We start from the raw sequence: 25961 nt of genomic DNA, 5'->3' as shown, positions 1-25961 counted from the left end.
CTAGAGGCAATTTGCGCCGGGGTCAAGTCGGCGCTTGGCCGCCGCCCAACCGGTCTCAGCCGTAGCGAAGGTGATCCGCAAGCACCTCGTCGATCACCACGCGCTGCTTTGCCTTTTCGCTCGCGGGCGCGCCAGTCATGTCGGCAAGGACGATCAGCGCCTTCCACAGGGTCCAGCCGCGGCCGCGCGCCCAGGCGCCGCGATCGAGAGCCATGCCGTCGCGGAAAACCTCGCGGCTCTCGCCGTCGAAAAACGTCCAGGCGATCGCCAGATCGCAGGCCGGATCCCCGACGCCGGAGGTGCCGAAGTCGATGACGCCGCTCAAGCTGCCGTTCTCGACCAGCAGGTTGCCCCAGGCGATATCGCCGTGAAACCAGACAGGCGCTCCTTCGAAAGACGCGGCAAGTGCGGCCTCCCACACCTCTGCTGCCACTGTCGTATCGACATTGTCCGCAAGCAGCGTGAGCGCCTGACGCGTCTGCGCGTCATAGAAGGCGGGCGGTCCGCCGCGATGGAAATTGTGATCGCCGGGCAAGGGTGCCCCGATGGCATCCGCTTGCATCAGCGCGCGCAGGAACCGCGCCAGGTCCTTCGCCACCTGACTGACATCGTCGACCCGCTCGACAGCCAGTGTTTGCCCGGGGAGATAACGATAGACCGACCAGGGCCAGGGAAAACCTTCTCCCGGCACGCCCTTGCCGAGAGGCACCGGAATGGGCAGCGGCAGTTGCGACGCCAGCAGCGGCAGCCAGCGATGTTCCTTTTCGACCTGCAGAACGTAGTGTTCGGCGCTCGGCAACCGGACGGTCATCCGGTCGCCGAGGCGAAACGTCCGGTTATCCCAGCCGCCCGGTTCGATCGGCCGTACGTCGAGTTCCGACCATTGCGGAAACTGCGCCGCGAGCAGCCGGCGCACCAGTGGTACGTCGATCGAGGGAGTTGCGGATGTCGGCTCTGTCATGACGAACGTACGCCCCGTTTGAATGTCTGCGGACGCAAGCTATGCAATCGCTTCCGGATTTCAACTTTTTAGTTCACGCCGACAACCATTCACCGGCGCGTTGTGCCTGGATGCAAAAGTCGCCGCGCGGTTATCGGCGGTTGCATATTGCCGCCGCGACGGATTTCGAGGATGAAGAAAGCTTGGACATCTTGCTAGCCTGAGATCATGGAAACCCGGCAGACCGATCGCCCTTCGCTGGAGGCTCCGCAGCTCATCGCCCATCATCGGGCGGGCGAGGCTGCATGAGCACGGCCAAAGGCAAGACGCCCGCCGGCAAGCCGGCCCGCAGCACCGGTCTGCGCTTCTTCATCGTGGCCCTGCTGCTGATCGTCACCGCCATCGTCGCGACGGCCCTGCTCGCCAACGAGCAGCGCAATCTGAAAAGGGTTCTGCTCGCATTCGGCCTGCCGACGACCTTCCTCGAACGGGGAAAGCCAGACGAGACGACGGGCACGAAGCGCGCGAGGCGCGTGCCACCGCGCATCGCCCTGCCCGCCTGGACCTTCCAGGATCTGCAGACGCCGGAGCAGCCGTTCCTGCGCGCCATCCGCAGCGACCCCAAGGCGCTTTGCGACGAGTTGCGCGACGCCGGGTTTCGGGAACTCGAATGGAAATCGAGCGCCGGCGAACAGGCCCAATGGGAATGCTCGTCGCTCATTTCCTTCCCCCGGCCGGGCGAGGACAAACCCTCCTCGATCTTCATCTTCGTCAAGGGCAGCGGCGAGGAAGAGATCTCATCGTTCCGGGTCAAGCTCAACATCGAGCGCCAGGAGGACAGCCAGGCGGTGACGACGGCGGCGGCGCGCGCGGCATCCGTGTTCCTCGACCACGTGCGCTGGGCGGATGCGGCCAGCGTCACCTTGCAGATCCAGGCGCTGAGGGAGTTCGACCTCAAGCGCTTCGGCAGCCGCATCCAGCTCAAGCGTGAATCCGACGAGGAGACGCAGCGCTACAATTTCCTCGCCAATCAACCCGCCCGCGCCCGCCCGAAGAACATTGCCGAACAATATTTCGACCGCAGCAAGTGGCTCGCCTATGGCGATGGCAGCCTGCGCAGTTTCGTTCGGGGGCCGAGCGCCTGGAACGCTCCAGCCAAGGTGCCCGACGGAACGGGTAGCAACAAAGAGGAATCCGCGCCGTCCGCTAGCCCACCCTGACGGCCGCGTCGCTTGTCGCTTGAGCCGAAGGACGGCCTAGCGGTCGATCCGCGTCGAGAGGATGATCGACGACAGCGTCCGGTCGACACCGTCGATTTCGCCGATCCGATCGATCAGCAGATCGAGTTCGCTGATCGACATCGCGGCGACCACGGCGATCAGGTCGAAGCTGCCGCTGACCGAATGCAGCGTCTGGATTTCCCGGATGGCGCTCAGTTCTGGAGTCACGCGCGAGAGCGCCCGCGGCGCAATGGTGATCAGCACATGCGCCTTGACCAGCCCCTTCTCGTAGCTTTCCGAGAGGCGCACGCCATAGCCGGCGATGATGCCTTCGCGCTCCAAGCGCTCGATACGGGCCTGCACCGTCGTGCGCGACAGACCAAGCCTTCGGGCAATCGTCGCCGTCGGCATGCGGGCGTTCTCGCTCAAGATGGCGAGAAGCTCGCGATCCTTGTCGGTGATCTGCATTTCGTCGATCCTGTTGGGCAATCTGCCGAATTTAGATAGGCGATTTAGTCATATCAGCGCTTCAAATCAACAGCCCCTCCCGCGACAATAGAGACACAAACAGTTCTCATACCCCGGGGGAAAGAATGAAGAATATCGTCGTCATCGGAGCAGGCAAGATCGGCTCCACCATCGCTCGCATGCTGGCCCACACCGGCGACTACAGCGTCTGCGTCGCCGACCGCGCCGCCGAGCAGCTGGAACAGGTCGAAAAGCATGCCGCGATCACGACGGCAACCGTCGACATCGGCGACAAGAAGGCGCTCGTCGCCCTTCTCTCCGGCAAGTTCGCCGTGCTCAGCGCCGCTCCGTTCCACCTGACGGTCGCAATCGCCGAAGCCGCTGCCGAAGCCGGCATCCACTACCTGGATCTTACCGAAGACGTCGAATCCACCCGCCAGGTCAAGGCGATCGCCGCCAAGGCGAACACCGCCTTCATCCCCCAGTGCGGCCTCGCACCGGGCTTCATCTCGATCGTCGCCAACGATCTCGCCAGCCGCTTCCAGACGCTGGAAAGCGTGCGCATGCGCGTCGGCGCCCTGCCGCAGTACCCGTCGAACGCTCTGAACTACAACCTCACCTGGAGCACCGACGGCGTCATCAACGAATACATCGAGCCCTGCGAGGCGATCGTTGAGAGCAACCTGATCGAAGTTCCGGCCATGGAAGAGCGCGAAGAATTCTCGCTTGATGGCGTCACCTACGAAGCCTTCAACACCTCAGGCGGCCTCGGCACGCTCTGCGAAACGCTGAAGGGCAAGGTCCGCACGCTGAACTACAAGACGATCCGCTACCCGGGTCACGCCGCCATCATGAAGGCGCTGCTGAACGACCTCGGCCTGCGTCACCGCCGCGAAGTCCTCAAGGACATCTTCGAAAATTCGCTGCCGACCACCACCCAGGACGTCGTCGTGATCTTCGTCACCGTTTCGGGCTTCCGCGACGGTCGCCTGATCCAGGAAACCTACGCCAACAAGGTCTATAGCGGCGTCGTTGCCGGTCGCATGCAGAGCGGCATCCAGATCACCACGGCCGGCAGCATCTGCGCCGTGCTCGATCTGCTCGCCGAAGGCAAGATCGCCCAGAAGGGTTTCGTTCGTCAGGAAGACATCGGCCTCGACACCTTCCTCGCCAACCGCTTCGGTCACTACTACGCCCAGAAGGGCGAGAGCGCGCGCGTCGCCGGCTGAGCCAATCAGTCCTGATGCGCCGACTTCAATGCCCGGGTTCAGCCCGGGCATTTTTCGTTTCACGGTCCGGCAACGATGCGATGCGCTTAGTTGCGGCCGAATTCGTCTTCAATGCGAACGGTGTCGTCGTCGCCGAGATAGGAGCCGGTCTGCACCTCGATCAGCTCGAGCGGAATCTTGCCCGGGTTGTGCAGCCGGTGCACCGTGCCCTGCGGAATGAACACGGACTCGTTCTCGTGCAGGAGCCGCGTCTCGCCGCCCATGGTGATCTCCGCCGTGCCGCGCACGACGATCCAGTGCTCGGCGCGGTGATGGTGCTTCTGCAGGGAGATCTTCTTGCCGGGCGTCACACGCAGCCGCTTCACCGAGAAGCGCTCGCCGTCGGAAAGCGCGGCCACCGCGCCCCAGGGACGGTAGGCGGTGGGGTGCACTTCCGTCAGCGCTGCGGTTTTGGGAGAACGCGCGAGCGCCTTGACGATATGGCCGACGCTCTGGCTGTCGTCTAGCCGCCCGACATAGACGGCGTCCTCGCCGGCGATGACGGCCACGTCTTCCAACCCCTGCACCGCCAGGTGAATGTCGCGTGACAGAACCAGCGAGTTGCGGGTGTTCGACACCGTCGCCCGGTCCGTGACGACATTGCCGTCGTCGTCCTTGCGCCCGGTCTTCCACACCGCATCCCAGCTTCCGAGATCCGACCAGGGGAAGGACGACGGCACAACGGCTGCATGGTCGGTCTTTTCGAAAACGGCGTAGTCGACGGAAATATCCGGAGCGGCTGCAAAGCTATCGCCGTGCAGCCGGGTGAAATCGAGATCCTTGTAGGCACCTTCGACGGCAGCCTTCGCTGCGTCGAATACTTCGGGCGCAAAGCGCTTCAACTCGTCGAGAAAGAGCGTTACCGGCAGCATGAACAGGCCGGAGTTCCAGAGATAGCGCCCGGTCGCGATCATCGCCTCGGCTTTCGCCCGATCCGGCTTCTCGACGAAACGCACCACCCGGTTCGTACCTTCGGCCAGCTCTTCGCCGCACTCGATATAGCCGTAACCGGTGGCCGGCTCGGTCGGCGTGATGCCGAAGGTCACCAGCTCTCCCCGCCCGGCGGCCGCCTGCGCTCTCAGGATGCAGTCCTCGTAGAGGACGCCGGCATCGATCTCGTGATCGGAGGCAAGCACCTGCATGATCGCCCCTTCGTCGTAGCGGCCAAGGACTGCAAAGGCGGCGGCCGCAAGGGCCGGTGCGGTGTTGCGCGCCACCGGCTCCAAGAGGATGTCGCCGAGCTCAGCCTCGATCGTACGGGCCTGCTCGGCGACGATGAAGCGAAAGTCGCTGTTGGTGACGACGATGGCCGGCTCGTATCGCGTGCGGTCGCCCACGCGTTCGAGCGTCTGCTGGAACAGCGATCGCTCGGAAAGAATCTGCAGGAACTGCTTGGGCGCGGCTGAGCGCGAGAGCGGCCACAGTCGGGTGCCCTTTCCGCCGGCCATGATGACAGGAACAATCTTCGACGTCATGCCAACGGTCTCTCTTCCTAGGCTGAACGATGCCGGCTCAGTACAGCAGCTCTAATGAAGAATGGCTAAAGCGGCCGGTCCGGCTGCTATTGGTTACAAGATCGGGCAAAACAGGCAACAAAAAACCCCGCTCGAGGGCGGGGCTTTCTCATTCGCTTCACCCTTCCGGGTGTCCCTTTCAGGCCGGGATCACGATCTCGCCGAGCTTCGTCAGTTCGGCGACGAACTGCTCCAGACGGGTCTTCTTTTCGTCACCGGCGCCTTCCAGCTCGGCACGAACCGCGTCGATACGGCTTTCGAGAGCCGTGCGGTCGAGTTCATCGACATGAACGGCGGATTCGGCGAGCAGCGTGCAGCCGGTCGGCAGGATGTCGGCAAAGCCGCCAAACACCGCAAAGCGCTCCGTCTTGCCGTCGGCCAGCTTCACCGTGACCACGCCGGGCTTCACCGTCGTCATCGTCGGCGCGTGATTGGCCATCACGGTCATCTCGCCCTCGGTCGCCGGAATGACGACTTCCGTCACCTTTTCAGAGACGAGCAAGCGCTCGGGGGAAACAAGCTCAAAGTTGAAATCGGCCATGACCATTCACTTCTTGTGGGCGCGCCACCTGAGAGATGGCTGTGCATGTCTTCCCTATCCTTGCGAAAGGACAGGATGGAAGCCTCGGCGCTTGTGCAGCGCCGAGGCTTAACAGTGCTATCAAGCGGCTTCGGCAGCCAGCTTCTTGGCCTTTTCAATCGCTTCTTCGATCGAGCCAACCATGTAGAAGGCAGCTTCCGGCAGGTGGTCGTACTCGCCGTTGACCAGGCCCTTGAAGCCCTTGATCGTGTCTTCGAGAGCGACGAGCTTGCCCGGCGAACCGGTGAAGACTTCGGCGACGAAGAACGGCTGCGACAGGAAGCGTTCGATCTTACGAGCGCGGGCAACGGCCAGCTTGTCTTCTTCAGACAGTTCGTCCATGCCCAGGATGGCGATGATGTCCTGGAGCGCCTTGTAGCGCTGCAGGGTCGTCTGCACCTTACGCGACACTTCGTAGTGCTCTTCGCCGACGATCATCGGGTCGAGCATGCGCGAGGTCGAGTCGAGCGGGTCAACGGCCGGGTAGATACCCTTTTCGGCGATCGAGCGCGACAGAACGGTCGTTGCGTCCAGGTGGGCGAACGAGGTTGCCGGTGCCGGGTCGGTCAAGTCGTCGGCCGGAACGTAGATGGCCTGAACCGAGGTGATCGAGCCCTTGGTCGTCGTAGTGATGCGTTCCTGCATCTGACCCATGTCGGTCGCCAGCGTCGGCTGGTAACCCACGGCCGACGGAATACGGCCGAGCAGAGCCGACACTTCGGAACCTGCCTGGGTGAAGCGGAAGATGTTGTCGACGAAGAACAGAACGTCCTGACCCTTGTCGCGGAAGTCTTCAGCGATCGTCAGACCCGTCAGAGCGACACGAGCGCGGGCGCCCGGCGGTTCGTTCATCTGGCCGTACACGAGCGCAGCCTTGGAGCCTGCGCCACCGCCGTGCTTGTTAACGCCGGACTCGATCATTTCGTGGTAAAGGTCGTTGCCTTCGCGGGTACGTTCACCCACGCCTGCGAACACCGAGTAACCACCGTGCGCCTTGGCGACGTTGTTGATCAGTTCCATGATGAGAACGGTCTTGCCGACGCCTGCGCCGCCGAAGAGGCCGATCTTGCCGCCCTTTGCGTAAGGAGCGAGAAGGTCGACGACCTTGATGCCGGTGACGAGGATCTGCGCTTCCGTCGACTGCTCGACGTAGGACGGCGCTTCCTGGTGGATGGCGCGCTTGCCCGAGGTGACGAGCGGGCCTGCTTCGTCAACAGGCTCGCCGATGACGTTCATGATACGGCCGAGCGTTTCGTCGCCAACCGGAACCGTGATCGGTGCGCCGGTGTCGGTGACCGACTGGCCGCGGACGAGACCTTCGGTCGAGTCCATGGCGATCGTACGGACGGCGTTTTCGCCGAGGTGCTGTGCGACTTCGAGAACGAGGCGGTTACCGTTGTTGTCGGTTTCCAGCGCGTTCAGGATCTGCGGAAGCTGGCCTTCATCGAACGCGACGTCGACGACGGCGCCGATGACCTGCGTTACGCGACCGACAGCGCCGGTTGCGGCTGCTGCTGCGGTCTTGGCGGAAGCTGCCTTCCTCGGTGCAGCGGGCTTCTTCTCCGCTGCGGTTTCTTTCGGGGTAGCTGCCTTAGCCATAATCCTTACCCTCTTCTCGTGACCTTAGAGCGCTTCCGCGCCCGAGATGATTTCAATGAGTTCCTTGGTGATCTGAGCCTGGCGCTGACGGTTGTAGTTCAGCGTCAGCTTGTTGATCATCTCACCAGCATTGCGCGTCGCGTTATCCATCGCGCTCATCTTGGCGCCCATTTCGCCGGCGACGTTCTCGAGCAAGGCCCGGAAGATCTGCACCGAAATGTTGCGCGGAATAAGATCGCTGAGGATCGCGCCCGCGTCCGGCTCATATTCGTAGACGGCCGAAGCATCCGATGCTTCCGCTGCGACCGGGCCGGCCGAAGCGGGGATCAGCTGCTGAGCCGTCGGAATCTGGGCGATAACGGACTTGAACTCAGAATAGAACAGCGTGCAGACATCGAACTCGCCCTTTTCGAAGAGCGCGATGATCTTGTGGCCAATCTGGTCGGCGTTTTCAAAGCCGATCTTCTTGACCTCACGCAGGTCGACACGATCGATGATCAGCGACGCGTATTCGCGGCGCAGAATATCGAAGCCCTTCTTGCCGACGCAGATGATCTTGACCGTCTTGCCGGCTGCAAGCAGCTTGCGAACGTGGTCGCGGGCATGACGGGCGATCTGCGAGTTGAAGCCGCCGCAAAGGCCGCGTTCAGCCGTGCAGACGACCAGAAGGTGCGTATCGTCCTTGCCGGTTCCGGTCATCAGCGCAGGCGCGCTGTCGTCCGCGCCAACCGCCTGGGCGATGTTGGCGAGAACGGCAGCCATACGCTGCGAGTAAGGCCGGGCGGCCTCGGCCGCCTCCTGCGCGCGCCGAAGCTTCGCCGCGGCGACCATTTTCATCGCCTTGGTGATCTTCTGCGTCGCCTTGACGGAGGCGATCCGGTTCTTCAGATCCTTAAGTGAAGGCATCCGTTATCCGTCCTAAATGAAATCCGCTCAGGCGAAAGACTTGGCGAAGCTGTCGATTGCAGCCTTCAGCTTGCCCTTGACGTCGTCGGAGATCGCCTTGTCCTTGCGGATGGTTTCCAGGATGTCCTTGCCTTCCGAACGCATGTACGAAAGCAGGCCCTGCTCGAACTTGCCGACCTGGTTGACCGGCAGCTTGTCGAGGTAACCGTTGACGCCTGCGAAGATGACAGCGACCTGTTCTTCCGTCTTCAGCGGCGAGAACTGCGGCTGCTTCAGGAGTTCGGTCAGGCGGGCACCGCGGTTCAGCAGGCGCTGCGTAGCGGCGTCGAGGTCCGAGCCGAACTGCGCAAAGGCGGCCATTTCGCGATACTGGGCGAGTTCGCCCTTGATCGAGCCGGCAACCTGCTTCATCGCCTTGATCTGCGCGGCCGAGCCGACGCGCGAAACCGACAGACCGACGTTAACGGCCGGACGGATGCCCTGATAGAACAGGTCGGTTTCGAGGAAGATCTGGCCGTCGGTGATCGAGATCACGTTGGTCGGGATGAACGCCGAAACGTCGTTACCCTGCGTTTCGATGACCGGCAGAGCCGTCAGCGAGCCAGCGCCCATGTCGTCGTTCAGCTTTGCAGCGCGCTCGAGCAGACGGGAGTGCAGGTAGAAAACGTCGCCCGGGTAAGCTTCGCGGCCCGGCGGGCGGCGCAGCAGGAGCGACATCTGGCGGTAGGAAACAGCCTGCTTCGACAGGTCGTCGTAGCCGATCAGGGCATGCTTGCCGTTGTCACGGAAGTATTCGCCCATCGCGCAACCGGCGAACGGTGCGAGGTACTGCATCGGAGCCGGGTCGGAAGCGGTCGCAGCAACGATGATCGAGTACTGCAGAGCGCCACGCTCTTCCAGAACCTTCACGAACTGGGCAACGGTCGAACGCTTCTGGCCGATTGCGACGTAGACGCAATACAGCTTGTCACCTTCCGGACCATTGTCGTGAATGGCCTTCTGGTTGAGGATCGTGTCGAGGATGATCGCGGTCTTGCCGGTCTGACGGTCGCCGATGACGAGCTCGCGCTGGCCACGGCCAACCGGGATGAGGGCGTCGATGGCCTTGAGGCCGGTCGACATCGGCTCATGCACCGACTTGCGCGGAATGATGCCCGGAGCCTTGACGTCAACGCGCGAGCGCTGCTTGGCGTTGATCGGGCCCTTGCCGTCGATCGGGTTGCCGAGCGCGTCGACGACGCGGCCGAGCAGTTCCGGACCAACCGGAACGTCCACGATGGCGCCAGTCCGCTTGACGGTGTCGCCTTCCTTGATGTCGCGGTCCGAACCGAAGATAACGACACCGACGTTGTCGGCTTCGAGGTTCAGCGCCATGCCGCGAATTCCACCCGGGAATTCGACCATTTCGCCTGCCTGGACATTGTCGAGGCCGTAGACGCGGGCAATACCGTCACCGACGGAAAGCACCTGACCGACTTCGGAGACTTCTGCTTCCTGGCCGAAATTTTTGATCTGATCTTTGAGAATTGCGGAAATTTCCGCGGCGCGGATATCCATCAGCCGACCTCTTTCAGTGCAAGCTTAAGGGTAGAGAGTTTGGTGCGAAGGGAAGTGTCAATCTGGCGGGACCCGACCTTGACGATCAGACCTCCAAGAATAGACGGGTCGACGGTGACGTTGACCGCCACGTCTTTGCCGGTGACGCTCTTCAGCGTCGCCTTCAATTCAGTTTCCTGCGCCGCGGAGAGCGCATGGGCCGACGTGACGTCGGCGGAAATTTCGCCACGATGGCGCGCGGCGATCAGGCGGAACGCCTTGATCATGCCCGGCAGCGCGAAGAGGCGGCGATTGCGGGCAACGACCTTGAGGAAGTTACCGACGAGCCCGGAGATGCCAGCCTTCGCGGCAACTGCCGAAATGGCCTTGAACTGGTCGTCTGCAGAAAAGACCGGGCTGGCGATCAGCCGCTTCAGATCGTCGCTGCCGTCGATCAGGGCCTGGACGCGGGTAAGATCCGCACCGACTGCCTCGACCGAACCGGCGCTGAGCGCGAGTTCAAAAAGCGAGGACGCATATCTTTCTGCAACACCGGAAATAAGCTGGGATGTGTCTGCCACGGGCACAAGCTTCTCTCAATTTCATCCAAGAACTGCGCTGGCGGTGGGCCGTCAACTTAAGATCTTGAATTTGCTGCAATAATTTGCAGGATATCGAGGCCTGGCGACCCACTTCCCCCGCAATTCGCGGTTCGTCTAGCATAGGATGTTTGGACTCGCAACACGCGAAGGGCAGGAATGCGGCATAAGTCGGCCACCTTTGGCCGAATTTTGCCGTAAATTCGGTCCTGCGCTGTGAATCGCGGGGAAGCCCGCAATCGCAATCAGATCATGCCGAAGACATAGGCGAGCGGAAGGATGGCGAGTGCCGCCTGAACGATGAGCGCCGCCCAGTTGTAGAGCGTGCTGCCGTTGTCGCTCATCATCGAGAGGATTCGGCCGAAGGCGGCGAGCGCAAAGGCCGCGCCGACAGCGAGATAAACCATCGGCTGGGCGAGCAGAATGGCGGCAAGACCGAGCCCCACATGCATGCCGCCCATGGTCGAGCGCGCCTCGGCAAGGCCGCCGCGCCGCCCCTCGGCAATACCGATGCCGGCTGCGCGAAAGGTCAGCCGCGGAGCAAACAGCATGACGACGCCGATCAACGCTGCGACCGCCGCCGCGCAGAAGGCGAGGAACTCGCCGGTTTCCGTCGGAATATAAAACTCCATGCCCGTTCCCGCAGATGAGCCCGTTGTCATGCTGCCCCGTCGTCGGCCGGAGCAATGCGTCCCTGACCTCTAGCGCATGTCGCCCCGGTTGTGAATCGCCCAAGAGCTCTTCAATGCGGCGATCACAGGAAACTTGAACTACAGGAAGCTCTGCGGATCGATGTCGAGCTGGACGCTGATCGAGCCGCGCTCCTTGGGACCGGCGGCGATCATCGCCTTGACGAAGGCCTGCATGTCGCTGTTGCGCCGGCCATGCACCAGCAGCCGGAAGCGATGCCGCCCACGCACCAGCGCCAGCGGCGCCTCGGCCGGACCGAGAATAGAAATGCCATCGGTCCGGGGCGCTGCCATCCGCAAGCCGCGCGCGTGGCCCTCGGCATCCTGGCGCGTGTCGGCCGAAACGATCAGCGAGGCAAGCCGGCCGAAAGGCGGCAGCAGCGCTTTCTCGCGCTCGGCGATCTCGCGGTCGTAGAAGGCGTCGGCATCGCCGGAAACGATCGCCTGCATCACCGGATGCTGCGGCTGATAGGTCTGCAGCAAGCCGAGGCTTTTGAGACCCGTTCGGCCCGCACGACCCGTCACCTGCGAGAGCAGCTGGAAGGTCCGCTCGGCCGCACGCGGATCGCCGTTCGCAAGACCCAGATCCGCATCGACAATGCCGACCAGTGTCATCAGGGGGAAGTTATGTCCCTTGGCGACGAGTTGCGTGCCGATGACGATATCGGCTTCGCCACGCGTGATGGCTTCAAGCTCCAGCCTCAACCGTTTGACGCCCATCAGGTCGGAAGAAAGCACGATGGTGCGCGCCTCGGGGAAATGCCGCTCCACCTCTTCGGCGATGCGCTCGACCCCCGGCCCGCAGGCCACCAGATGATCGAGCGTGCCGCATTCCGGGCAGGCTTCCGGCGTGCGCTCGGAATAGCCGCACTGGTGGCACTGGATCTGCCCGCGGAAGCGATGCTCGACAAGCCAGCTCGAACAATCCGGGCACTGGAAGCGATGGCCGCAGACGCGGCAGAGCGTCAGCGGTGCGTAGCCGCGACGATTGAGGAAGAGCAACGCCTGTTCGCCACGCTCGACCGCCTTGCCGACCTGGTTCAAGAGCACCGGCGACAAAAAGCCGCCGCGTGCCGGCGGGTGCTGACGCATGTCGACGACGCCGAGCCGCGGCAGCGCCGCATCGCCGAAACGGGTCGGCAGGTGGATCGGCTTGTAACGGCCGACATCGCCATTGACCCGGCTTTCGAGCGACGGCGTCGCCGAGACGAGCACGACGGGAAAGCCGGTGATGCGACCACGAACGACCGCCATGTCGCGCGCATTGTAGAAGACGCGATCTTCCTGCTTGTAGGCAGGGTCGTGCTCTTCGTCGACGATGATGAGGCCCAGTTCCTCGAAGGGCAGGAACAGCGCCGAGCGGGCGCCGGCCACGACGCGGACGGTGCCTGTGGTCACCTGGCGCCAGACCTTTTCGCGGGTGCGGGGAGCCAAGTCCGAATGCCACTCGGCGGGCTTGGCGCCAAAACGATCCTGGAAGCGCTCGAGGAAGCTCGACGTCAGCGCGATTTCGGGAAGCAGGATCAGCACCTGCTTGCCGGCGCGAAGGGTCGCAGCGATCGCCTCGAAATAGACCTCGGTCTTGCCGGATCCGGTGATGCCGTCGATCAGCGACACCGAGAAGCCGCCCTCCTCAACCGCTGCCAGCAGATCGGCGGCCGCATCCTTCTGCGGGCCTTCGAGCCGGGGCGCGGTGAAATCGGGATCTGGCAAGGCGACGACAGGCGGCGGCGCCATGAAGACAGTCTCGAAGACGCCTTGCTGGGTTAGCCCTTCGATCACACTCGACGACGTGCCGGCGGCATGCGCCAGCCCCGAGCGAGTCCAGGAAAAACCGTCACTGGCGGCAGCGATTACGCGCTCGCGCGCAGCCGTCATGCGCTCCGGCCGCATCTCGGTGAGACGCAGTGCCTCCACCATCGGTTCGGGATCGAACGCCGCCGGTGCGCGGAGCGCCATACGTGCCACCAGCCCCGGCGGCGTGACGGTATAGGCGGCCACCCAATCGAGAAAGGTCCGCATGTCGCGCGTCAACGGCGGGCAATCGAAAGCCTTCTCGATCGTCTTGAGTTTCTTGGCATCGACGCTCCCGTCATCATCGCCATCCCAGACCACGCCGACGACGAGACGGGGGCCCAGAGGCACCTGCACGATCGAGCCCGGTTCGACCGCCATGCCGTCGGGAACCGCATAGGAATAGGCTTTCGGCGCCGGCATGGGCACCAGGACCGGCACGACGCGACGGGCCGAAACGGGCCCGAGCAAATCGCCGAATAAATCGGTTGAATCGCGAGTCATTTTGCCGTGACCTTGCCACGTGTTTCGGTTAAAGAAAACTGCGCTGCGAACCGCAGCCTTGCAGGCCGCAGGGTTTGTCACGGTTCCACCAGAGTTTCAACGCGCGCGATCTCTGCCAACGGAATTCCTCCCCGGTAGATATGCGCCGAACGGCAATCGTGCCCCAAGGGAGTGACCCCATGAAATTTTTCGTTGATACCGCCGACGTCAAGGAAATCCGTGAGCTGAACGATCTCGGCCTCCTCGATGGCGTCACCACCAACCCGTCGCTGATCCTGAAGTCGGGCCGTGACATCACGGAAGTCACCAAGGAAATCTGCGGCATCGTCGAAGGCCCGGTTTCGGCTGAAGTGACCGCAACCGAATACGCCGAGATGATGAAGGAAGCCGCCGTTCTCTCGAAGATCGCCGACAATATCTGCATCAAGCTGCCGCTGACGCTCGACGGCCTCAAGGCCTGCAAGGCGCTGACGTCTGACGGTCACCAGACCAACGTGACGCTGTGCTTCTCGGCCAACCAGGCGCTGCTCGCCGCCAAGGCCGGCGCGACCTTCGTCTCGCCTTTCGTCGGCCGCCTCGACGACATCGCGTTTGACGGCATGGACCTGATCCGCGAGATCCGCCACATCTACGACAACTACGGCTACGAGACCGAGATCCTTGCAGCTTCGATCCGCACCGTGAACCACGTCAAGGAAGCCGCCCTCATCGGCGCGGACGTCGTCACCGCACCGCCGGCAACGCTGAAGGCGCTGGTCAAGCACCCGCTGACCGACAAGGGCCTCGAAACCTTCCTGGCCGACTGGGCCAAGACCGGCCAGAAGATCGCCTGATACTTTCAGGAAAGTTCAGAAAGAGCCCGGCCACCGCGCCGGGCTTTTTGTTGCCTACTCGTCATCGTCCATCAGCCCTGTCAGCCGCATGCCGTCGATCCAGGTGGCGCTGTCCTTGCGGATCACTCGCCGAGGACGAATGCCCGAGCGTTGACGCACTTCCTGCGCCAGCCGCTCCGAATGGGTGACGATCCAGATCTGGCTTTCGCGCGACGCGCTGGCGATCATGTCGGCAAGCGCCGGCAGCATGTCCGGGTGCAGGCTCGTCTCCGGCTCGTTGAGCGCGATGAAGCGCGGCCGGCGATAGGAAAGCAGTGCGGCCGCCAGCGCCAGAAAACGCATCTGCCCGTCGGAAAGCTCGCGCGGCGAAAACGGTCTGTTGGGAAAATCCGGAAAGACCAGCGAAAACTCGGCGAACTGGCCGGGTTCGGGAACATCGAGGTAAGCGCCGCCGAACGCGTCGGCGATGGCCCGGTCGAGATCGACCGTGTCCTCGCGCGTGTGACGGAGCGTTGCAAAGACGGCCGCCATATTGACGCCGGTCTCGTCGAGCATCGGCGCGGTCACCGCAAGGCAGGGCAGCCGCAACGGCGAATCGCGGTCGGTGCGGAAGCCGTGAAAGAAGCGCCACTGCTCGACCGCTCGGCGGAAGGTGCCGACCTCCGGATAATGGCCGGCATCGCCGAGCAGCGAGATCGCCGTTTCGGACGTCAGCGCCTGCTCCGGATAATCCTCCATCCGCCCGCGTTCGCCGCGCACGAAGATGCCGGGGCCCACGCGTTTCATCATCGTCACCGGGCGGCGGCCGGTTTCGACCGTCAGTTCCTCTTCCTTGACCTGTGGCTCATAGGCGAACCCGGCCGCAGCCTTCGGCGGACGCAGCCCGGCCTCGATGCGGTAGCGGAAGGTGATCGCCCGCTCCTCGTCCAGAAGCTCGGTTTCGAGCCTTATGCGCGCCGGCTTGTCGGCACGCCGGCGGCCGCTCCAGAGCGCCGACGACATGCCGCCCTCTTCGGCAATCTCACGCGCCAAAGTGCCCCGCGTGGCGGCTTGCACGAGTTGAAGCGCCCGGTAGAGATTGGACTTGCCGACGCCGTTTTCGCCGATGAACAGGTTGACCCCGGTCAGATCCATGCGGATCGACCTCAGCGAACGGTAGTTTTCGGCAAACATGGATTGAAGCTGCATGGCTCAGACCTAGCCGATCCGCCGCTCAGGGTGAAGCCCGCCAGCGTTTCCGTAAGCCACGACAGTCGCTAGAGCGCGGCCGCCGTTTGCAGCCGGGGCTTGAAGGCCGCGTCGGCATCCAGCGCCAGATCGAAGACCGTGTGTCGTTCGAGCGCCTTCGTCACCTCGCCCGTTTCACCTTCCAGCGCCTCCGGCGGGATGAGGTTGCCGATGCGAAAGTCGAAAAGATCGCCCTTCTTGTTCAGCAGTTCGTGGAACACGGTCATGTCGCGCAGCTCGGTCGACCATTTGGCGAACCAGTAGAACAGGCCGGAATTGCGGGCGCTCATATGCACCGGCAGGATCGGCAGGCCGTATTTGCGCGCAAAGCCCACGGCCGATGTCTTCCATGGCCGCTCGTTGAGACATCCTTCGGCCCAGTAGGCGATGCGTCCCGAGGGGAAGAGCACCGTCGCCTTACCCTCGCCGATCGCCCGGTTGGTCACCTGCAGCGTCTCACGCGCCTTCAGCTTGCTCTTGTGTTCCTCGCGCCATTCGACCGGGATGACCATTTCGACGAAACGCGGATTGACGCGGATGGCGTCTCGATTGGCGAAGAACATCATGTCCGGCCGCCGGCTCTTCAAGAGGTCGAAAACGGCGATCCCATCGGCAATGCCGGTCGGGTGGTTGCTGACGAGCAGGAAGCCGCCCTTGGCGGGAATGCGCTCGGCCCGGTCGACCCGCACCTCCAGCGAAAGCAGCGAGCTCAGGTGTTCGAAGGCCTGGAATCCCGGCATGTTGGCGACGGCATCGGCGAACTCGTGCGCCTTGCGATAGTTCAGCAACGTGTAGAGAAAAGGCCGCATCAGCGGCCAGAGCGGGCTCTTGACGATCCGCTGGCCACGCTCCGCGATCAGGGTATCGACGATGTGGCCAGGCTGCCCCTGGGAGACCAGGGTGATTACTTCTGCAAAATGCGCGAATCCGTTCACCGAATCCCGTCCCGCCATAGTCCGATCCGTTTGTTTGCGGCTGACCATCGCAATTCTATATGATCGAAGGATGACAGATTCCAAGGGTGCATTAGCAAAAACCTAAGATGCGTCAGGGCATTGTCGCGGACCGACAAACTCAGGAAAACGACAATGAACGAGTTCCTCGTCATCGGCCATCCCGAGCTACTTGCCGAGCGTCAGCGCTGGCTGGACGGCCTCATGCGGGAGCGCCGCCTCTCCGACAATACCGTCGAGGCCTATGAGCGCGACACCCGGCAATTCCTGACATTTCTCACCGGCCATCTCGCCGGGCCGCCACGGCTTTCCGATATCCGCACGCTGAGGCCGGCTGACCTTCGCGGCTTCCTCGCCCAGCGTCGCAAGGGCGGCGCCGGCGCCCGCACGCTCGGCCGCGGGCTGGCCGGGCTTCGCTCCTTCCTGCGCTATCTCGAACGCAACGGCCTTGCCAACGCGGCCGGTGCGGCTGCGGTGCGTTCGCCCAAACAGCCCAAATCCCTGCCGAAGCCGCTCACCGATCGCGAAGCGCTGAATGTCGTGACGTCCGAGGCGCAGCTTGCCGAGGAACCCTGGATCGCGGCGCGCAACGCAGCGGTGCTGACCCTGCTCTACGGCTGCGGCCTGCGCATTTCCGAGGCACTCGGCCTCACGCCGTCAGCATTTGCCGGCGCGCCCTCGTCGCTGCGCATCGTCGGCAAGGGCGACAAGACCCGCATCGTGCCGCTGATCGAAGCGGCGCGCGAGGCCGTCGCCACCTACTTGAAGCTCTGCCCCTATCCGATCGCGGCCGATGCGCCGCTGTTCCTGGGTGCGCGCGGCGCCAAGCTGCAGCCGGCGATCATCCAGCGCGAAATGCAGAAGCTGCGCGGGGCGCTCGGCCTGCCCGAGACGGCAACGCCGCATGCGCTGCGCCACTCCTTCGCCACCCATCTGCTGGCCGGCGGCGGCGATCTCAGGACCATTCAGGAACTGCTCGGCCATGCCAGCCTGTCGACCACCCAGGTCTATACCGGCGTCGATTCGGCTCGGCTTCTGGAAATCTACGACCGCGCCCACCCGCGCGCCTGATTTTCGGCGAAAGGGCGGATTAACCATGCCCGTTAAGGAAGCCGTGACCGGCCCGGGCCTAGGGTCGACTATCGACCATGCGACTGTCAGGGAAGAACGATGACCGCCTTTGCGAGACCTCAGCAAAACCTGCCGCGGCACCTGCTTGCGCGGCTCGCCGATGGCGCACTTTGGCTGGTCGCCCTGCTGCATGTCATGCTCGCCGCCTGCCTCCTCGTCACTCTCGTCTTCGTCGCTGAGGCTGATGCCACGGAGGTCGAATGTGGCGGCGCGAATGTTCTGACCGCGCTTGCAAAATCCGACCCGACGAAACTGGCCGCACTCGAAGCGGAAGCTGCCGCCATCCCGAACAGCAAGGGCATCTTCTGGAAGATCGAGAAGGACGGTGTCGCGCCGTCCTGGCTGCTTGGCACGATGCATGTCACCGATCCGCGCGTGCTGGCCCTGCCGACTGAGGCGCCCGCCGCCTTCGAGGCAGCCTCGACCGTCATCGTCGAATCGGACGAGATCATCGACGAGAAGAAGTCGGCCGCCGCGATCCTGATGCGACCCGATCTCACCATGCTTCCGGACAACAAGACGATCGCCGACTTCCTGAAGCCCGACGACCGCGAACAGCTCGAAACAGGCCTCAAGGCACGCGGCATTCCGCTGACCCTGGTTTCCCGCATGAAGCCCTGGATGATCGCGAGCTTCGTTGCGCTGCCCGCCTGCGAAATGAGCCGCAAGGCTGCAGGCGCCTCCTTCCTCGACAAGAAGATCGCCGAGGATGCCGTCAGTCAGGGCAAGACGCTGAAGGGGCTGGAAACGCTGGTCGAGCAGCTCGCCGCCATGGACTCGCTGCCGACCGAACTGCATCTGCGCGCCCTCATCGAGACGCTCGCGCTCGGCAAGACCATCGACGACGTCTTCGCGACGATGACCGATCTCTACCTCGCAGGCGACACCGGCATGATCATGCCGATGATGAAAGCCGTGTCGGACAAGAGCGCCGAGGATTTCGGCTATGCCGATTTCGAGCAGCGCATCATCGTCGACCGCAACAAAACCATGGCGACGCGCGCCGAACCGATCCTCAAGGACGGCGGCGCCTTCATGGCGGTCGGCGCACTGCACCTGCCGGGCAAGGAAGGTCTGGTCGAACTGCTGCGCGCCCAGGGTTTTACGGTCACGCGCGCCAACTGACGGGCCGGCCGTCAGCGAGCGCCCGCCGGCACGACGCTCCCTTCTCAGCCTTGCGCACCGGCACGGGAAACGACCTCGGACGCGCTTGCAGTGGCAGAATCACTCTCGATCCACGACAGACGGCGATAGCCCCAGAACGCTGCGGCAAGGATCAAGGCCCCGGCGGCGAGCGCAATGGTGAAGCCGGCCTGAACGCCGAAGCGCGCGACCACGCCGCCTGACACCGCCGCACCCGCCGCAACACCGATGCCGAGACCGGTGGTCAACCAGGTCAGCCCTTCCGTCAACTTCGACGGCGGCACGGCGGTTTCGCCGATGCTCAAGGCGACGATCATCGTCGGCGCAAAGAACACGCCCGAAATGAACATCATCGTCGCAAGGCTGCCGATCCCGTCGGCAAAGAGCAGCGGCAATGTGCTGGCGGCGGTCATGCCCGCGCCGATCAGGAACAGCTTCGCCAAAGGGGGGCCGATCCGGACCGCACCGAACGCCAGACCGGCGATGCAGGAACCGAGGGCATAGAGGGAGAGCACGAGGCTCGCCGCCGCTGGTCGTCGTTCGGCCTCGGCAAAGGCGACGCTGACCACGTCGATCGTGCCGACAATGATGCCCATGCCGGCGAGCGCGACAATCAGCACGCGCAGCGCCGGGTAACGAAGGACCGAACCGGGCGCCATCGTATCGGCCGGCTTGACCGGTGGCTCGGTGCCATTCTGCAGCACGAAGGCGGTGACCCCGATGGCCAGGCATGCGGCGGCCGCCAGCGGTCCGGCCTCGGGAAACAGGCCGACACTTAAGCCCACGGCGATCGGCGGCCCGACGATGAAGCAGATCTCGTCGAAGACCGATTCGAGCGAAAAGGCGGTCTTCAGCTCCGGACGGCCGCGATAGAGCTCGGTCCATCGCGCCCGGGTCATCGCCGACATGCTGGGCGTGCACCCGGCAAGAATGGCAAAGACGAAGAGTGTCCAGTCCGGCGCCCGCCAATGGGTGAAGACGAGGAGAGCCGAGCTGCCGAGAAGGCTGAGTGCCGCGGCGACCGGCAGGACGTGGCTCTGGCCGAAGCGATCGACGAGCCGGAAACCTGCGGCGCCAGCAGCGCCGAGGCCAGCGTGAAGGCGGCGGCCACACCGCCAGCCAGCCCGTAGCTGCCGCGGGACTGGGCCAGCATGGTGATGATGCCGATGCCCATCATCGACAACGGCAACCGTGACACCAATCCCGCCAAGGTGAAGCCCACCGTGCCTTTGGCAGCAAAGATCTGTGCATAGGGATTGGCCATGAAAACTCCTGCGATACATGTCTGAGCGCGGCATCATTAACATACGCCGCGTATGGGAACGATATTGACATACGCTTCGCATGTCAATTAACATACGAACCGTATGCAAAAGGAGGAGCTGCAAATGACAAGGCGCGCGCGCAGCGACATGATCGCGGAAACGAAGGCAAAGCTGATCGCCGCCGCCCGGGAAGCGTTCAGGCAACGCGGATATGCGGAGACTTCGATGGACGATTTCACCGCCTTGGCCGGGCTCACGCGTGGGGCGCTCTATCATCATTTCGGCGACAAGAAGGGCCTGCTGCGTGCGGTCGTGGAGACCCTGGACGGCGAGATGGACGCACGGCTCGACGCAGCCTCCGCGACCCCGGACCCGTGGGACGGTTTCGTGCGCCGCTGCAGGCTGTATCTGGAAATGGCGCTTGAACCGGAAATCCGACAGATCGTGCTGAAGGATGCGCCGGCCGTACTCGGCGCAAGCGTGCTGGAACCGAGCCGGCGCCAATGCCTCGCGTCGCTTGCCACCAGGCTTTCGGCGATGATCGCCGCGGGCGTCGTACGTCCGGGAAATGCCGAGACATTGGCGCGGCTGATCAATGGCGCGCTCTCCGATGCGGCGCTCTGGATTGCCGAGGCGGACGATTCGGCCATGCGCCTCACCAGCGCGCGCGACAATCTCGACCTGCTTTTGTCCGGACTGAAAATTGAACCCCGGACTTAACCGCCAGGACCCGCCACCCGCGCCAGAAGTGTCGGCACGATAGCCTTGTGAAACGGCGTGACGGCCATGAGGTAAACCCGCCCGAGCGTGTTGTGCCTGCGCACAAGCGTGGTGACGCCGACGATCTGATTGACCGCCGACCCCGCCCGGACGTCGACGACGATGCGGAAATCGAGATGCTTGTCATCGAAGCCGAGCACCACTTCGTCATCACTCTTCGAAACGACAGGAAACGCCCCTATCAGTCCCAGACGGCTGGACGGCGCCGCCGACTTCAGGCCGATGATCGAGACGATGCGGTTGCGCAGGCGCAGCAACACGCGGACCCATCGCGGCGACCGGCCAAGCGAACGTTCGGCGGCTTCCGCCGCGGTCACGCCCTTGCCATCAAGGGCAAGCTCGAAACGGTCGGCCCAATCGGCATCCGGTAGATGCCGGCTCGGCAACGATATGGCCACGGCTCTCGGTTTCATCTTTCCTCCTGACGCGCGCGTCGTCCGTCCTTGCAGACATGATCGCCCCCTCCCCCGTGCCTGGACAGAAGACCGCTTGTCGCAGCCCTCGGGCCAATCGTCACATCCCCTCTTCCAGATCCTCCCCCTTCCCTTCGCTCCGCCAAGCTGCATAACTCAGGCGGGATGCTGCAAAATCTGGAGATGGACAATGGAAACCAGCTACGACACACGCGAACTCGAGATGGTCGTACTGATGACGCCGGATATGGCGAATTTCAGCGGCAAGGTCCATGGTGGCGCGCTCCTCAACCTCCTCGACCGCGTGGCGTTTTCCTGTGCCTCGCGCTATTCGCAGCAATATGCCGTGACGCTCTCGGTCGACCAGGTCACCTTCCGCCAGCCGATCCATGTCGGCGAGCTCGTCACCTTCCGTGCAGCCGTCAACAATGCCGGCCGCACCTCGATGGAAATCGGCATCCGGGTCGAGGCCGAGAACATCAGGAGCGGCGAGCGCCGCCACACCAATTCCTGCTATTTTACCATGGTCGCCGTCGATGCCGACGGCAGCCCGACTCCGGTTCCGACCCTTGTCACCGACACGGCCGACCGCAAGCGCCGGCAGCGCGCTGCCGAGGCACGGCGCAGCCTGAGGCGCGAGTTCGAGGAGCGTTTCCACGCCCTCAGGTCTGCTTCAGAAGAATGATACGGTCGCTTGGCGACCGGAAACGCCGATAGCGGCAATGCGGGCGCTGACGCCGATAAGGTGAGCAATGGCCACAAGGGCCAGCCGGCACGCAGAAACGCGGCCGGAAACAGGGGGCCGCGTGATCGCAGCCCCCTGCATGATCCTTACATGTGGATCGGCTTGAAGAAGGTCGAAAGTGCCGCTTCCTTGACCGCTTCCGACATGGTCGGGTGCGCGTGGCAGGTGCGGCCGAGGTCTTCCGACGAACCGCCGAATTCCATCAGAACCGCGATCTCGTGGATCATCTCGCCGGCGCCGAAGCCGACGATATGGCCGCCGAGCACCTTGTCGGTTTCCTTGTCAGCAAGGATCTTCACGAAGCCGTCGGTGGCGAGCATTGCGCGCGCACGGCCGTTGGCCGTGAATGGGAACTTGCCGACCTTGTAGGCGACACCAGCAGCCTTCAGCTCTTCCTCGGTCTTGCCGACCGAGGCGACTTCCGGCTGGGTGTATACGACACCAGGGATGACGTCATAGTTCACGTGACCGGCCTGGCCAGCGAGGATCTCGGCAACCGCCACACCTTCGTCTTCCGCCTTGTGGGCGAGCATCGGGCCGCGCACGACGTCGCCGATCGCGTAGACGCCGGCGACGCTCGTCTGGAAATGATTGTCGATCTCGACGCGGCCGCGCTGGTCCATGACGACGCCCGCTTCCGCAAGGCCAAGACCGTCGGTATAGGGCTTGCGGCCGGTGGCGATCAGCACGACGTCGGCATCGAGCGTCTGGGCGTCACCGCCCTTGACCGGCTCGAACGTCACCTTGGCGCCCTTGCCGTCCTTGACGACGCCGGTCACCTTGGCGCCGAGCTTGAAGTCCATGCCCTGCTTGGCGAGCATGCGCTGGAACTGCTTGGCAACCTCGCCATCCATGCCGCCGAGAAGCGTGTCGAGATACTCGACAACGGTGACCTTGGCGCCGAGGCGGGCCCAGACCGAGCCGAGTTCGAGGCCGATGACGCCGCCACCGACGACGATCATGTTGGCCGGAACCTTCTCGAGCGCGATGCCGCCCGTCGACGAGATGATCACCTTCTCGTCGATATCGACCTTGACGCCCGGGATGCCAGCGACGTCGGAGCCGGTGGCGATCACGATGTTCTTGGTTTCGAGGATCTGTTCCTCGCCCTTGTCGTTGGTGACGGAGACCTTGCCCTGGCCGAGCACCTTGCCGGTGCCCTGGATGCCGTCGATCTTGTTCTTCTTGAACAGGAACGAGACGCCGTCGACATTGGCCTTAACGGTCGCGTCCTTGTGGGCCATCATCTTTTCGAGGTTCAGCTTCGGTGCCGCGACTTCGACGCCGAGCGCGTCAACACCGTGGGCAACCTGATGGAACATCTCGGAAGCATGCAGCAACGCCTTCGACGGGATGCAGCCGATGTTGAGGCAGGTGCCGCCGTAGGTGGCGCGCTTTTCGACGACGCCGACCTTCAGGCCGAGCTGGGCCGCCTTGATCGCGCAGACATAGCCGCCGGGGCCGCTGCCGATAACGATGAGATCATAAGCCATTAGAATATCCTTCCTTCAGGACGGTTACCGTCCGCCGCTGACATTGAGAATTGCCCCCGTCACATAAGTCGCCTTATCCGACAGGAGGTAGAGAACCGCGTCAGCGACTTCCTCGGCCGTGCCGGGTCGCTGAACGGGAATGGTGAAGGCGAGATCACGCGCCCGGTCCGGCAGGCCGCCGGAGGCGTGGATCTCGGTATCGATGATGCCGGGCCGTATCGCGTTGACGCGAATGCCTTCAGTCGCGACCTCGCGCGAAAGCCCTGTCGTGAAGGTGTCGATCGCACCCTTCGAGGCGGCGTAATCGACATACTGCGCCGGCGAGCCAAGCGTGGCGGCAACCGAGGAGATGTTGACGATGACACCGCCCTGGTGCCCGTATCGTGTCGACATGCGCCGGACGGCTTCCGCTGCACAACGGATGGAGCCGGTGACGTTGATGCGGAACATGCGCTCAAGCCGCTCGGGCGACATCTCGTCGACACGTGCCGTCTGTCCGACGATGCCGGCATTGTTGACGAGCCCGTCCAGCCGGCCGAAAGCCGAATCGACGGCAGCAAAGATCGCTTGGACATCCGCCTCGGAGCCGACATCGCCCTGAACTGCGATCGCCGTGCCGCCGGCCCGCTCGATCGCGCCGACAACCGCATCGGCCGCATCGCGGTTCGACGCATAATTGACGGCGACCCGCCAGCCGGCTTTTGCAGCGCCAAGGCAGATTGCAGCACCGATGCCGCGGCTGCCGCCGGTCACGAGAAGAACAGGGCTCGCACTCATGCGGCGCATCCCTTGAACGTGAAGGCATCCCAACTGTCGGCTTCGGCCTTGCCCTTGCCCCAGGCGGTCGAAGCGCGAAGCGACGGACCGAAGTCGGGAAGCAACAGTTGCTCGGCCGCCGTCTCGGTCTCTTGCGGGATCTCGCCGATCGCGCCGGCCTTGTCGAGCGCGTAGACGACACCCTGCCACACAGTACAGGCGCGCAGTTCCTCGCCGGTCGCATCCCCCTCGGGGCAATTGTGCATGATCAGCCCGGTCGCCCGTTCCGGCTCGCCCGCCGGCATGACGACGCCATCGAGCAGCAGGCCGGGCTTGAGAACCGCCACCTTGAAGTGGTTGCTGGTCGCGGCGCTTGCCGAGCCGACCGGTTCGAAACGCAGCTCGTAGGCTCCGTCGCGGTCGCCGTAGATCGCGTGCGACTGCTTGCAGTCGGCGGCAATCGCCGGCGCGGCAAAGGCAAGACCGAACAGGGCTGAAAGGAGTCGATCGGAGCACATGATCAGGCAGCCTTCTCCGTCGCGAGCTTGAGGCCGAGCGCGATGAAGACCACGCCGCTGGCGCGGTCGATCCACTTGCTGGCGCGCGTAAACGCAGCACGCATGCGCGGCGTCGTCATGAACAGGCTGACGCCGACGAACCACGCGATCAGGCAGGTCGCCATGACAAGGCCGTAGCCGAACTTGATCATCATCGGCGTATGGGCGTGAACGACCGTCGAGAAGATCGACAGGAAGAAGAACACCGGCTTGGGGTTGAGCGCGTTGGCGGCAAAGCCGAGGCCGAAGGCCTTGGCCGCCGACTGGCCCTTGACCGGCCCGCTGCCTTCCGTGTGGTCGACCTGGATCTCCGTCTGGCCGGCGCGAAGCGCCTTGATGCCGATATAGATCAGATAAGCGACGCCGCACCATTTGACGATGTTGAACAGATAGATCGACTGCGAAATGATCAGCCCGAGGCCGAGGATCGTGTAGGTCACATGGAACATCAGCGACGTGCCGATGCCGAAGGACGTGATGATCGCCGGACGGCGGCCATGCACGATCGACTGGCGCATGACCATCGCGAGGTCGGCGCCGGGTGAGACGATGGCGAAGGCGAAGATCGCCATCAGCGATGCGAGTTCGAAGAAATACTGGCTCATGGGTTTGCGACCGGTGCGTTGAAGGCCCAGACGTGGCCGAAGGGATCCTGGATGCGCGCGTAGCGTGCGTGCCAGAAGGTATCCTGCGGCTCCAGAACTGTCGATGCCCCGGCGGCCACCGCCTTGTCGTAGGCTGCGTCGACATCGGCAGGCTTCGCCAGGTTGATGCTGATCGCAACGCCGGTACCGCCGATCGTGTTCGGCGAAAGCACGCTGCCGCCGAATTCGGGGAATTCGTCGTGCAGCATCACCTCGCCGCCGCAGATCGCCAGATTGGCGTGCATGACGCGTTTGCCGTCCTCGGCCATCGCGTGGAATGTATTCACCGCACCGAGCGCCTTCTCGTAAAAGGCGATGGCGGCAAGCCCGTCCTTGACGCAGATATGCGCCTGGATCGGCGGAACGTCGGGTCCGAATGCCATGCCAGTCTCCTCTTGCCTTGT

Annotated in this window: 28 protein-coding genes; 8 read left to right on the top strand and 20 right to left on the bottom strand. The window is 63.7% G+C overall.

The window, feature by feature from the left end:
• Positions 1-55: 55 nt before the first annotated feature.
• Positions 56-961 (bottom strand): aminoglycoside phosphotransferase family protein, encoded by a 906-nt coding sequence (locus OVA00_RS20750; RefSeq protein ID WP_268089556.1) that lies wholly within the window; start codon positions 959-961, stop codon positions 56-58.
• Positions 962-1002: 41 nt separating this feature from the next.
• On the opposite strand from OVA00_RS20750, the gene OVA00_RS20745 reads away from it, so the two are divergent.
• A complete protein-coding gene (locus OVA00_RS20745; protein WP_268089555.1) occupies positions 1003-1164 on the top strand; it encodes a hypothetical protein in 162 nt (53 codons plus the stop codon).
• 81 nt (positions 1165-1245) lie between these two features.
• Positions 1246-2160 carry a DUF6030 family protein gene (locus OVA00_RS20740; RefSeq protein ID WP_060521384.1) on the top strand — a complete coding sequence of 305 codons (915 nt, stop codon included), beginning with the start codon at positions 1246-1248 and terminating at the stop codon, positions 2158-2160.
• 36 nt (positions 2161-2196) lie between these two features.
• Here OVA00_RS20740 and OVA00_RS20735 read toward each other — a convergent pair whose 3' ends face one another.
• The gene (locus OVA00_RS20735) at positions 2197-2628 is read right to left on the bottom strand and encodes an Lrp/AsnC family transcriptional regulator (protein WP_034802493.1); all 432 of its coding nucleotides are present in this window, start codon (positions 2626-2628) and stop codon (positions 2197-2199) included.
• A gap of 125 nt (positions 2629-2753) precedes the next feature.
• Here OVA00_RS20735 and OVA00_RS20730 point away from each other — a divergent pair, with 125 nt between their 5' ends.
• Positions 2754-3857, top strand: coding sequence for a saccharopine dehydrogenase family protein (locus tag OVA00_RS20730; protein WP_034802496.1), 1104 nt, complete (start codon positions 2754-2756; stop codon positions 3855-3857).
• Positions 3858-3943: 86 nt separating this feature from the next.
• Here the strand turns inward: OVA00_RS20730 and OVA00_RS20725 are convergent, their stop codons facing one another.
• From OVA00_RS20725 to OVA00_RS20690, 8 genes are all read right to left on the bottom strand, one after another.
• Positions 3944-5371: a mannose-1-phosphate guanylyltransferase/mannose-6-phosphate isomerase gene (locus tag OVA00_RS20725; protein WP_268089554.1), complete on the bottom strand. Its 1428-nt coding sequence runs from the start codon at positions 5369-5371 to the stop codon at positions 3944-3946.
• A 178-nt stretch (positions 5372-5549) separates the two neighbouring features.
• Positions 5550-5951, bottom strand: coding sequence for a F0F1 ATP synthase subunit epsilon (locus tag OVA00_RS20720; protein WP_034803086.1), 402 nt, complete (start codon positions 5949-5951; stop codon positions 5550-5552).
• Between the two features lie 120 nt (positions 5952-6071).
• Positions 6072-7589 carry a F0F1 ATP synthase subunit beta gene (atpD, locus tag OVA00_RS20715; RefSeq protein WP_034802502.1) on the bottom strand — a complete coding sequence of 506 codons (1518 nt, stop codon included), beginning with the start codon at positions 7587-7589 and terminating at the stop codon, positions 6072-6074.
• 24 nt (positions 7590-7613) lie between these two features.
• The gene (locus OVA00_RS20710; protein WP_034802504.1) at positions 7614-8495 is read right to left on the bottom strand and encodes a F0F1 ATP synthase subunit gamma; all 882 of its coding nucleotides are present in this window, start codon (positions 8493-8495) and stop codon (positions 7614-7616) included.
• 27 nt (positions 8496-8522) lie between these two features.
• Entirely contained in the window at positions 8523-10052 is a 1530-nt protein-coding gene (gene atpA, locus OVA00_RS20705) for a F0F1 ATP synthase subunit alpha (RefSeq protein WP_034802507.1), read from the bottom strand.
• A complete protein-coding gene (locus tag OVA00_RS20700) occupies positions 10052-10618 on the bottom strand; it encodes a F0F1 ATP synthase subunit delta (protein WP_034802509.1) in 567 nt (188 codons plus the stop codon). The genes atpA and OVA00_RS20700 overlap by 1 nt, the downstream gene beginning before the upstream one ends.
• Before the next feature lie 257 nt (positions 10619-10875).
• A complete protein-coding gene (locus OVA00_RS20695; RefSeq protein ID WP_034802512.1) occupies positions 10876-11262 on the bottom strand; it encodes an AGROH133_08824 family phage infection protein in 387 nt (128 codons plus the stop codon).
• Between the two features lie 138 nt (positions 11263-11400).
• A complete protein-coding gene (locus OVA00_RS20690; protein WP_089044347.1) occupies positions 11401-13617 on the bottom strand; it encodes a primosomal protein N' in 2217 nt (738 codons plus the stop codon).
• A gap of 179 nt (positions 13618-13796) precedes the next feature.
• Here OVA00_RS20690 and fsa point away from each other — a divergent pair, with 179 nt between their 5' ends.
• Complete coding sequence (gene fsa, locus OVA00_RS20685) at positions 13797-14450, top strand: fructose-6-phosphate aldolase (RefSeq protein WP_034802519.1); 654 nt, start codon at positions 13797-13799, stop codon at positions 14448-14450.
• A 54-nt stretch (positions 14451-14504) separates the two neighbouring features.
• On the opposite strand, the gene OVA00_RS20680 is transcribed toward fsa, so the two are convergent.
• Together OVA00_RS20680 and OVA00_RS20675 are read right to left on the bottom strand one after the other, a co-directional pair.
• Positions 14505-15638: an AAA family ATPase gene (locus OVA00_RS20680; protein ID WP_034802522.1), complete on the bottom strand. Its 1134-nt coding sequence runs from the start codon at positions 15636-15638 to the stop codon at positions 14505-14507.
• A 68-nt stretch (positions 15639-15706) separates the two neighbouring features.
• Entirely contained in the window at positions 15707-16630 is a 924-nt protein-coding gene (locus tag OVA00_RS20675) for a GNAT family N-acetyltransferase (RefSeq protein ID WP_034802530.1), read from the bottom strand.
• Between the two features lie 135 nt (positions 16631-16765).
• On the opposite strand from OVA00_RS20675, the gene OVA00_RS20670 reads away from it, so the two are divergent.
• A complete protein-coding gene (locus tag OVA00_RS20670) occupies positions 16766-17701 on the top strand; it encodes a tyrosine recombinase XerC (RefSeq protein WP_034802532.1) in 936 nt (311 codons plus the stop codon).
• 99 nt (positions 17702-17800) lie between these two features.
• The gene (locus OVA00_RS20665; RefSeq protein ID WP_268089553.1) at positions 17801-18886 is read left to right on the top strand and encodes a TraB/GumN family protein; all 1086 of its coding nucleotides are present in this window, start codon (positions 17801-17803) and stop codon (positions 18884-18886) included.
• A gap of 44 nt (positions 18887-18930) precedes the next feature.
• Here OVA00_RS20665 and OVA00_RS20660 read toward each other — a convergent pair whose 3' ends face one another.
• A complete protein-coding gene (locus tag OVA00_RS20660; protein ID WP_268089552.1) occupies positions 18931-19812 on the bottom strand; it encodes an MFS transporter in 882 nt (293 codons plus the stop codon).
• A complete protein-coding gene (locus OVA00_RS20655; protein WP_268089551.1) occupies positions 19800-20168 on the bottom strand; it encodes a hypothetical protein in 369 nt (122 codons plus the stop codon). The genes OVA00_RS20660 and OVA00_RS20655 overlap by 13 nt, the downstream gene beginning before the upstream one ends.
• A gap of 124 nt (positions 20169-20292) precedes the next feature.
• On the opposite strand from OVA00_RS20655, the gene OVA00_RS20650 reads away from it, so the two are divergent.
• Positions 20293-20889, top strand: a complete 597-nt coding sequence (locus OVA00_RS20650) for a TetR/AcrR family transcriptional regulator (protein ID WP_268089550.1) — start codon at positions 20293-20295, stop codon at positions 20887-20889.
• Here the strand turns inward: OVA00_RS20650 and OVA00_RS20645 are convergent.
• Entirely contained in the window at positions 20886-21362 is a 477-nt protein-coding gene (locus OVA00_RS20645) for a DUF2867 domain-containing protein (protein WP_112771758.1), read from the bottom strand. The two genes, OVA00_RS20650 and OVA00_RS20645, sit on opposite strands and share 4 nt — an antisense overlap.
• Positions 21363-21552: 190 nt before the next feature.
• On the opposite strand from OVA00_RS20645, the gene OVA00_RS20640 reads away from it, so the two are divergent.
• Positions 21553-22047, top strand: coding sequence for an acyl-CoA thioesterase (locus tag OVA00_RS20640; protein ID WP_034802542.1), 495 nt, complete (start codon positions 21553-21555; stop codon positions 22045-22047).
• A 146-nt stretch (positions 22048-22193) separates the two neighbouring features.
• On the opposite strand, the gene lpdA is transcribed toward OVA00_RS20640, so the two are convergent.
• Genes lpdA through OVA00_RS20615 form a run of 5 tightly spaced genes read right to left on the bottom strand, consistent with a single transcriptional unit; the run spans position 22194 to position 25940 of the window.
• Entirely contained in the window at positions 22194-23600 is a 1407-nt protein-coding gene (gene lpdA, locus OVA00_RS20635; protein WP_060586444.1) for a dihydrolipoyl dehydrogenase, read from the bottom strand.
• Between the two features lie 24 nt (positions 23601-23624).
• A complete protein-coding gene (locus tag OVA00_RS20630; protein ID WP_034803090.1) occupies positions 23625-24377 on the bottom strand; it encodes an SDR family oxidoreductase in 753 nt (250 codons plus the stop codon).
• The gene (locus OVA00_RS20625) at positions 24374-24877 is read right to left on the bottom strand and encodes a hypothetical protein (protein WP_442780570.1); all 504 of its coding nucleotides are present in this window, start codon (positions 24875-24877) and stop codon (positions 24374-24376) included. The genes OVA00_RS20630 and OVA00_RS20625 overlap by 4 nt, the downstream gene beginning before the upstream one ends.
• The gene (locus OVA00_RS20620) at positions 24877-25518 is read right to left on the bottom strand and encodes a LysE family translocator (RefSeq protein ID WP_060521397.1); all 642 of its coding nucleotides are present in this window, start codon (positions 25516-25518) and stop codon (positions 24877-24879) included. Before OVA00_RS20620 ends, OVA00_RS20625 begins: the two co-directional genes overlap by 1 nt.
• Positions 25515-25940 carry a VOC family protein gene (locus tag OVA00_RS20615; protein ID WP_113553560.1) on the bottom strand — a complete coding sequence of 142 codons (426 nt, stop codon included), beginning with the start codon at positions 25938-25940 and terminating at the stop codon, positions 25515-25517. The genes OVA00_RS20620 and OVA00_RS20615 overlap by 4 nt, the downstream gene beginning before the upstream one ends.
• Between the last annotated feature and the right edge of the window lie 21 nt (positions 25941-25961).

The sequence above is a fragment of the Ensifer sp. SL37 genome, assembly GCF_026672675.1.
Classification (GTDB): Bacteria; Pseudomonadota; Alphaproteobacteria; order Rhizobiales; family Rhizobiaceae; genus Ensifer; species Ensifer adhaerens.
This window is presented reverse-complemented; position numbering and strand designations above follow the sequence as displayed.

What these genes read in the sequence shown, in the direction of transcription:
- OVA00_RS20750 (WP_268089556.1), bottom strand. Translation starts at nt 961, where the DNA reads ATGACAGAGCCGACATCCGCAACTCCCTCGATCGACGTACCACTGGTG.
- OVA00_RS20745 (WP_268089555.1), top strand. Translation starts at nt 1,003, where the DNA reads ATGCAATCGCTTCCGGATTTCAACTTTTTAGTTCACGCCGACAACCAT.
- OVA00_RS20740 (WP_060521384.1), top strand. Translation starts at nt 1,246, where the DNA reads ATGAGCACGGCCAAAGGCAAGACGCCCGCCGGCAAGCCGGCCCGCAGC.
- OVA00_RS20735 (WP_034802493.1), bottom strand. Translation starts at nt 2,628, where the DNA reads ATGCAGATCACCGACAAGGATCGCGAGCTTCTCGCCATCTTGAGCGAG.
- OVA00_RS20730 (WP_034802496.1), top strand. Translation starts at nt 2,754, where the DNA reads ATGAAGAATATCGTCGTCATCGGAGCAGGCAAGATCGGCTCCACCATC.
- OVA00_RS20725 (WP_268089554.1), bottom strand. Translation starts at nt 5,371, where the DNA reads ATGACGTCGAAGATTGTTCCTGTCATCATGGCCGGCGGAAAGGGCACC.
- OVA00_RS20720 (WP_034803086.1), bottom strand. Translation starts at nt 5,951, where the DNA reads ATGGCCGATTTCAACTTTGAGCTTGTTTCCCCCGAGCGCTTGCTCGTC.
- atpD (WP_034802502.1), bottom strand. Translation starts at nt 7,589, where the DNA reads ATGGCTAAGGCAGCTACCCCGAAAGAAACCGCAGCGGAGAAGAAGCCC.
- OVA00_RS20710 (WP_034802504.1), bottom strand. Translation starts at nt 8,495, where the DNA reads ATGCCTTCACTTAAGGATCTGAAGAACCGGATCGCCTCCGTCAAGGCG.
- atpA (WP_034802507.1), bottom strand. Translation starts at nt 10,052, where the DNA reads ATGGATATCCGCGCCGCGGAAATTTCCGCAATTCTCAAAGATCAGATC.
- OVA00_RS20695 (WP_034802512.1), bottom strand. Translation starts at nt 11,262, where the DNA reads ATGGAGTTTTATATTCCGACGGAAACCGGCGAGTTCCTCGCCTTCTGC.
- OVA00_RS20690 (WP_089044347.1), bottom strand. Translation starts at nt 13,617, where the DNA reads ATGACTCGCGATTCAACCGATTTATTCGGCGATTTGCTCGGGCCCGTT.
- fsa (WP_034802519.1), top strand. Translation starts at nt 13,797, where the DNA reads ATGAAATTTTTCGTTGATACCGCCGACGTCAAGGAAATCCGTGAGCTG.
- OVA00_RS20680 (WP_034802522.1), bottom strand. Translation starts at nt 15,638, where the DNA reads ATGCAGCTTCAATCCATGTTTGCCGAAAACTACCGTTCGCTGAGGTCG.
- OVA00_RS20675 (WP_034802530.1), bottom strand. Translation starts at nt 16,630, where the DNA reads ATGGCGGGACGGGATTCGGTGAACGGATTCGCGCATTTTGCAGAAGTA.
- OVA00_RS20670 (WP_034802532.1), top strand. Translation starts at nt 16,766, where the DNA reads ATGAACGAGTTCCTCGTCATCGGCCATCCCGAGCTACTTGCCGAGCGT.
- OVA00_RS20665 (WP_268089553.1), top strand. Translation starts at nt 17,801, where the DNA reads ATGACCGCCTTTGCGAGACCTCAGCAAAACCTGCCGCGGCACCTGCTT.
- OVA00_RS20660 (WP_268089552.1), bottom strand. Translation starts at nt 19,812, where the DNA reads ATGTCGGCGATGACCCGGGCGCGATGGACCGAGCTCTATCGCGGCCGT.
- OVA00_RS20655 (WP_268089551.1), bottom strand. Translation starts at nt 20,168, where the DNA reads ATGGCCAATCCCTATGCACAGATCTTTGCTGCCAAAGGCACGGTGGGC.
- OVA00_RS20650 (WP_268089550.1), top strand. Translation starts at nt 20,293, where the DNA reads ATGACAAGGCGCGCGCGCAGCGACATGATCGCGGAAACGAAGGCAAAG.
- OVA00_RS20645 (WP_112771758.1), bottom strand. Translation starts at nt 21,362, where the DNA reads ATGAAACCGAGAGCCGTGGCCATATCGTTGCCGAGCCGGCATCTACCG.
- OVA00_RS20640 (WP_034802542.1), top strand. Translation starts at nt 21,553, where the DNA reads ATGGAAACCAGCTACGACACACGCGAACTCGAGATGGTCGTACTGATG.
- lpdA (WP_060586444.1), bottom strand. Translation starts at nt 23,600, where the DNA reads ATGGCTTATGATCTCATCGTTATCGGCAGCGGCCCCGGCGGCTATGTC.
- OVA00_RS20630 (WP_034803090.1), bottom strand. Translation starts at nt 24,377, where the DNA reads ATGAGTGCGAGCCCTGTTCTTCTCGTGACCGGCGGCAGCCGCGGCATC.
- OVA00_RS20620 (WP_060521397.1), bottom strand. Translation starts at nt 25,518, where the DNA reads ATGAGCCAGTATTTCTTCGAACTCGCATCGCTGATGGCGATCTTCGCC.
- OVA00_RS20615 (WP_113553560.1), bottom strand. Translation starts at nt 25,940, where the DNA reads ATGGCATTCGGACCCGACGTTCCGCCGATCCAGGCGCATATCTGCGTC.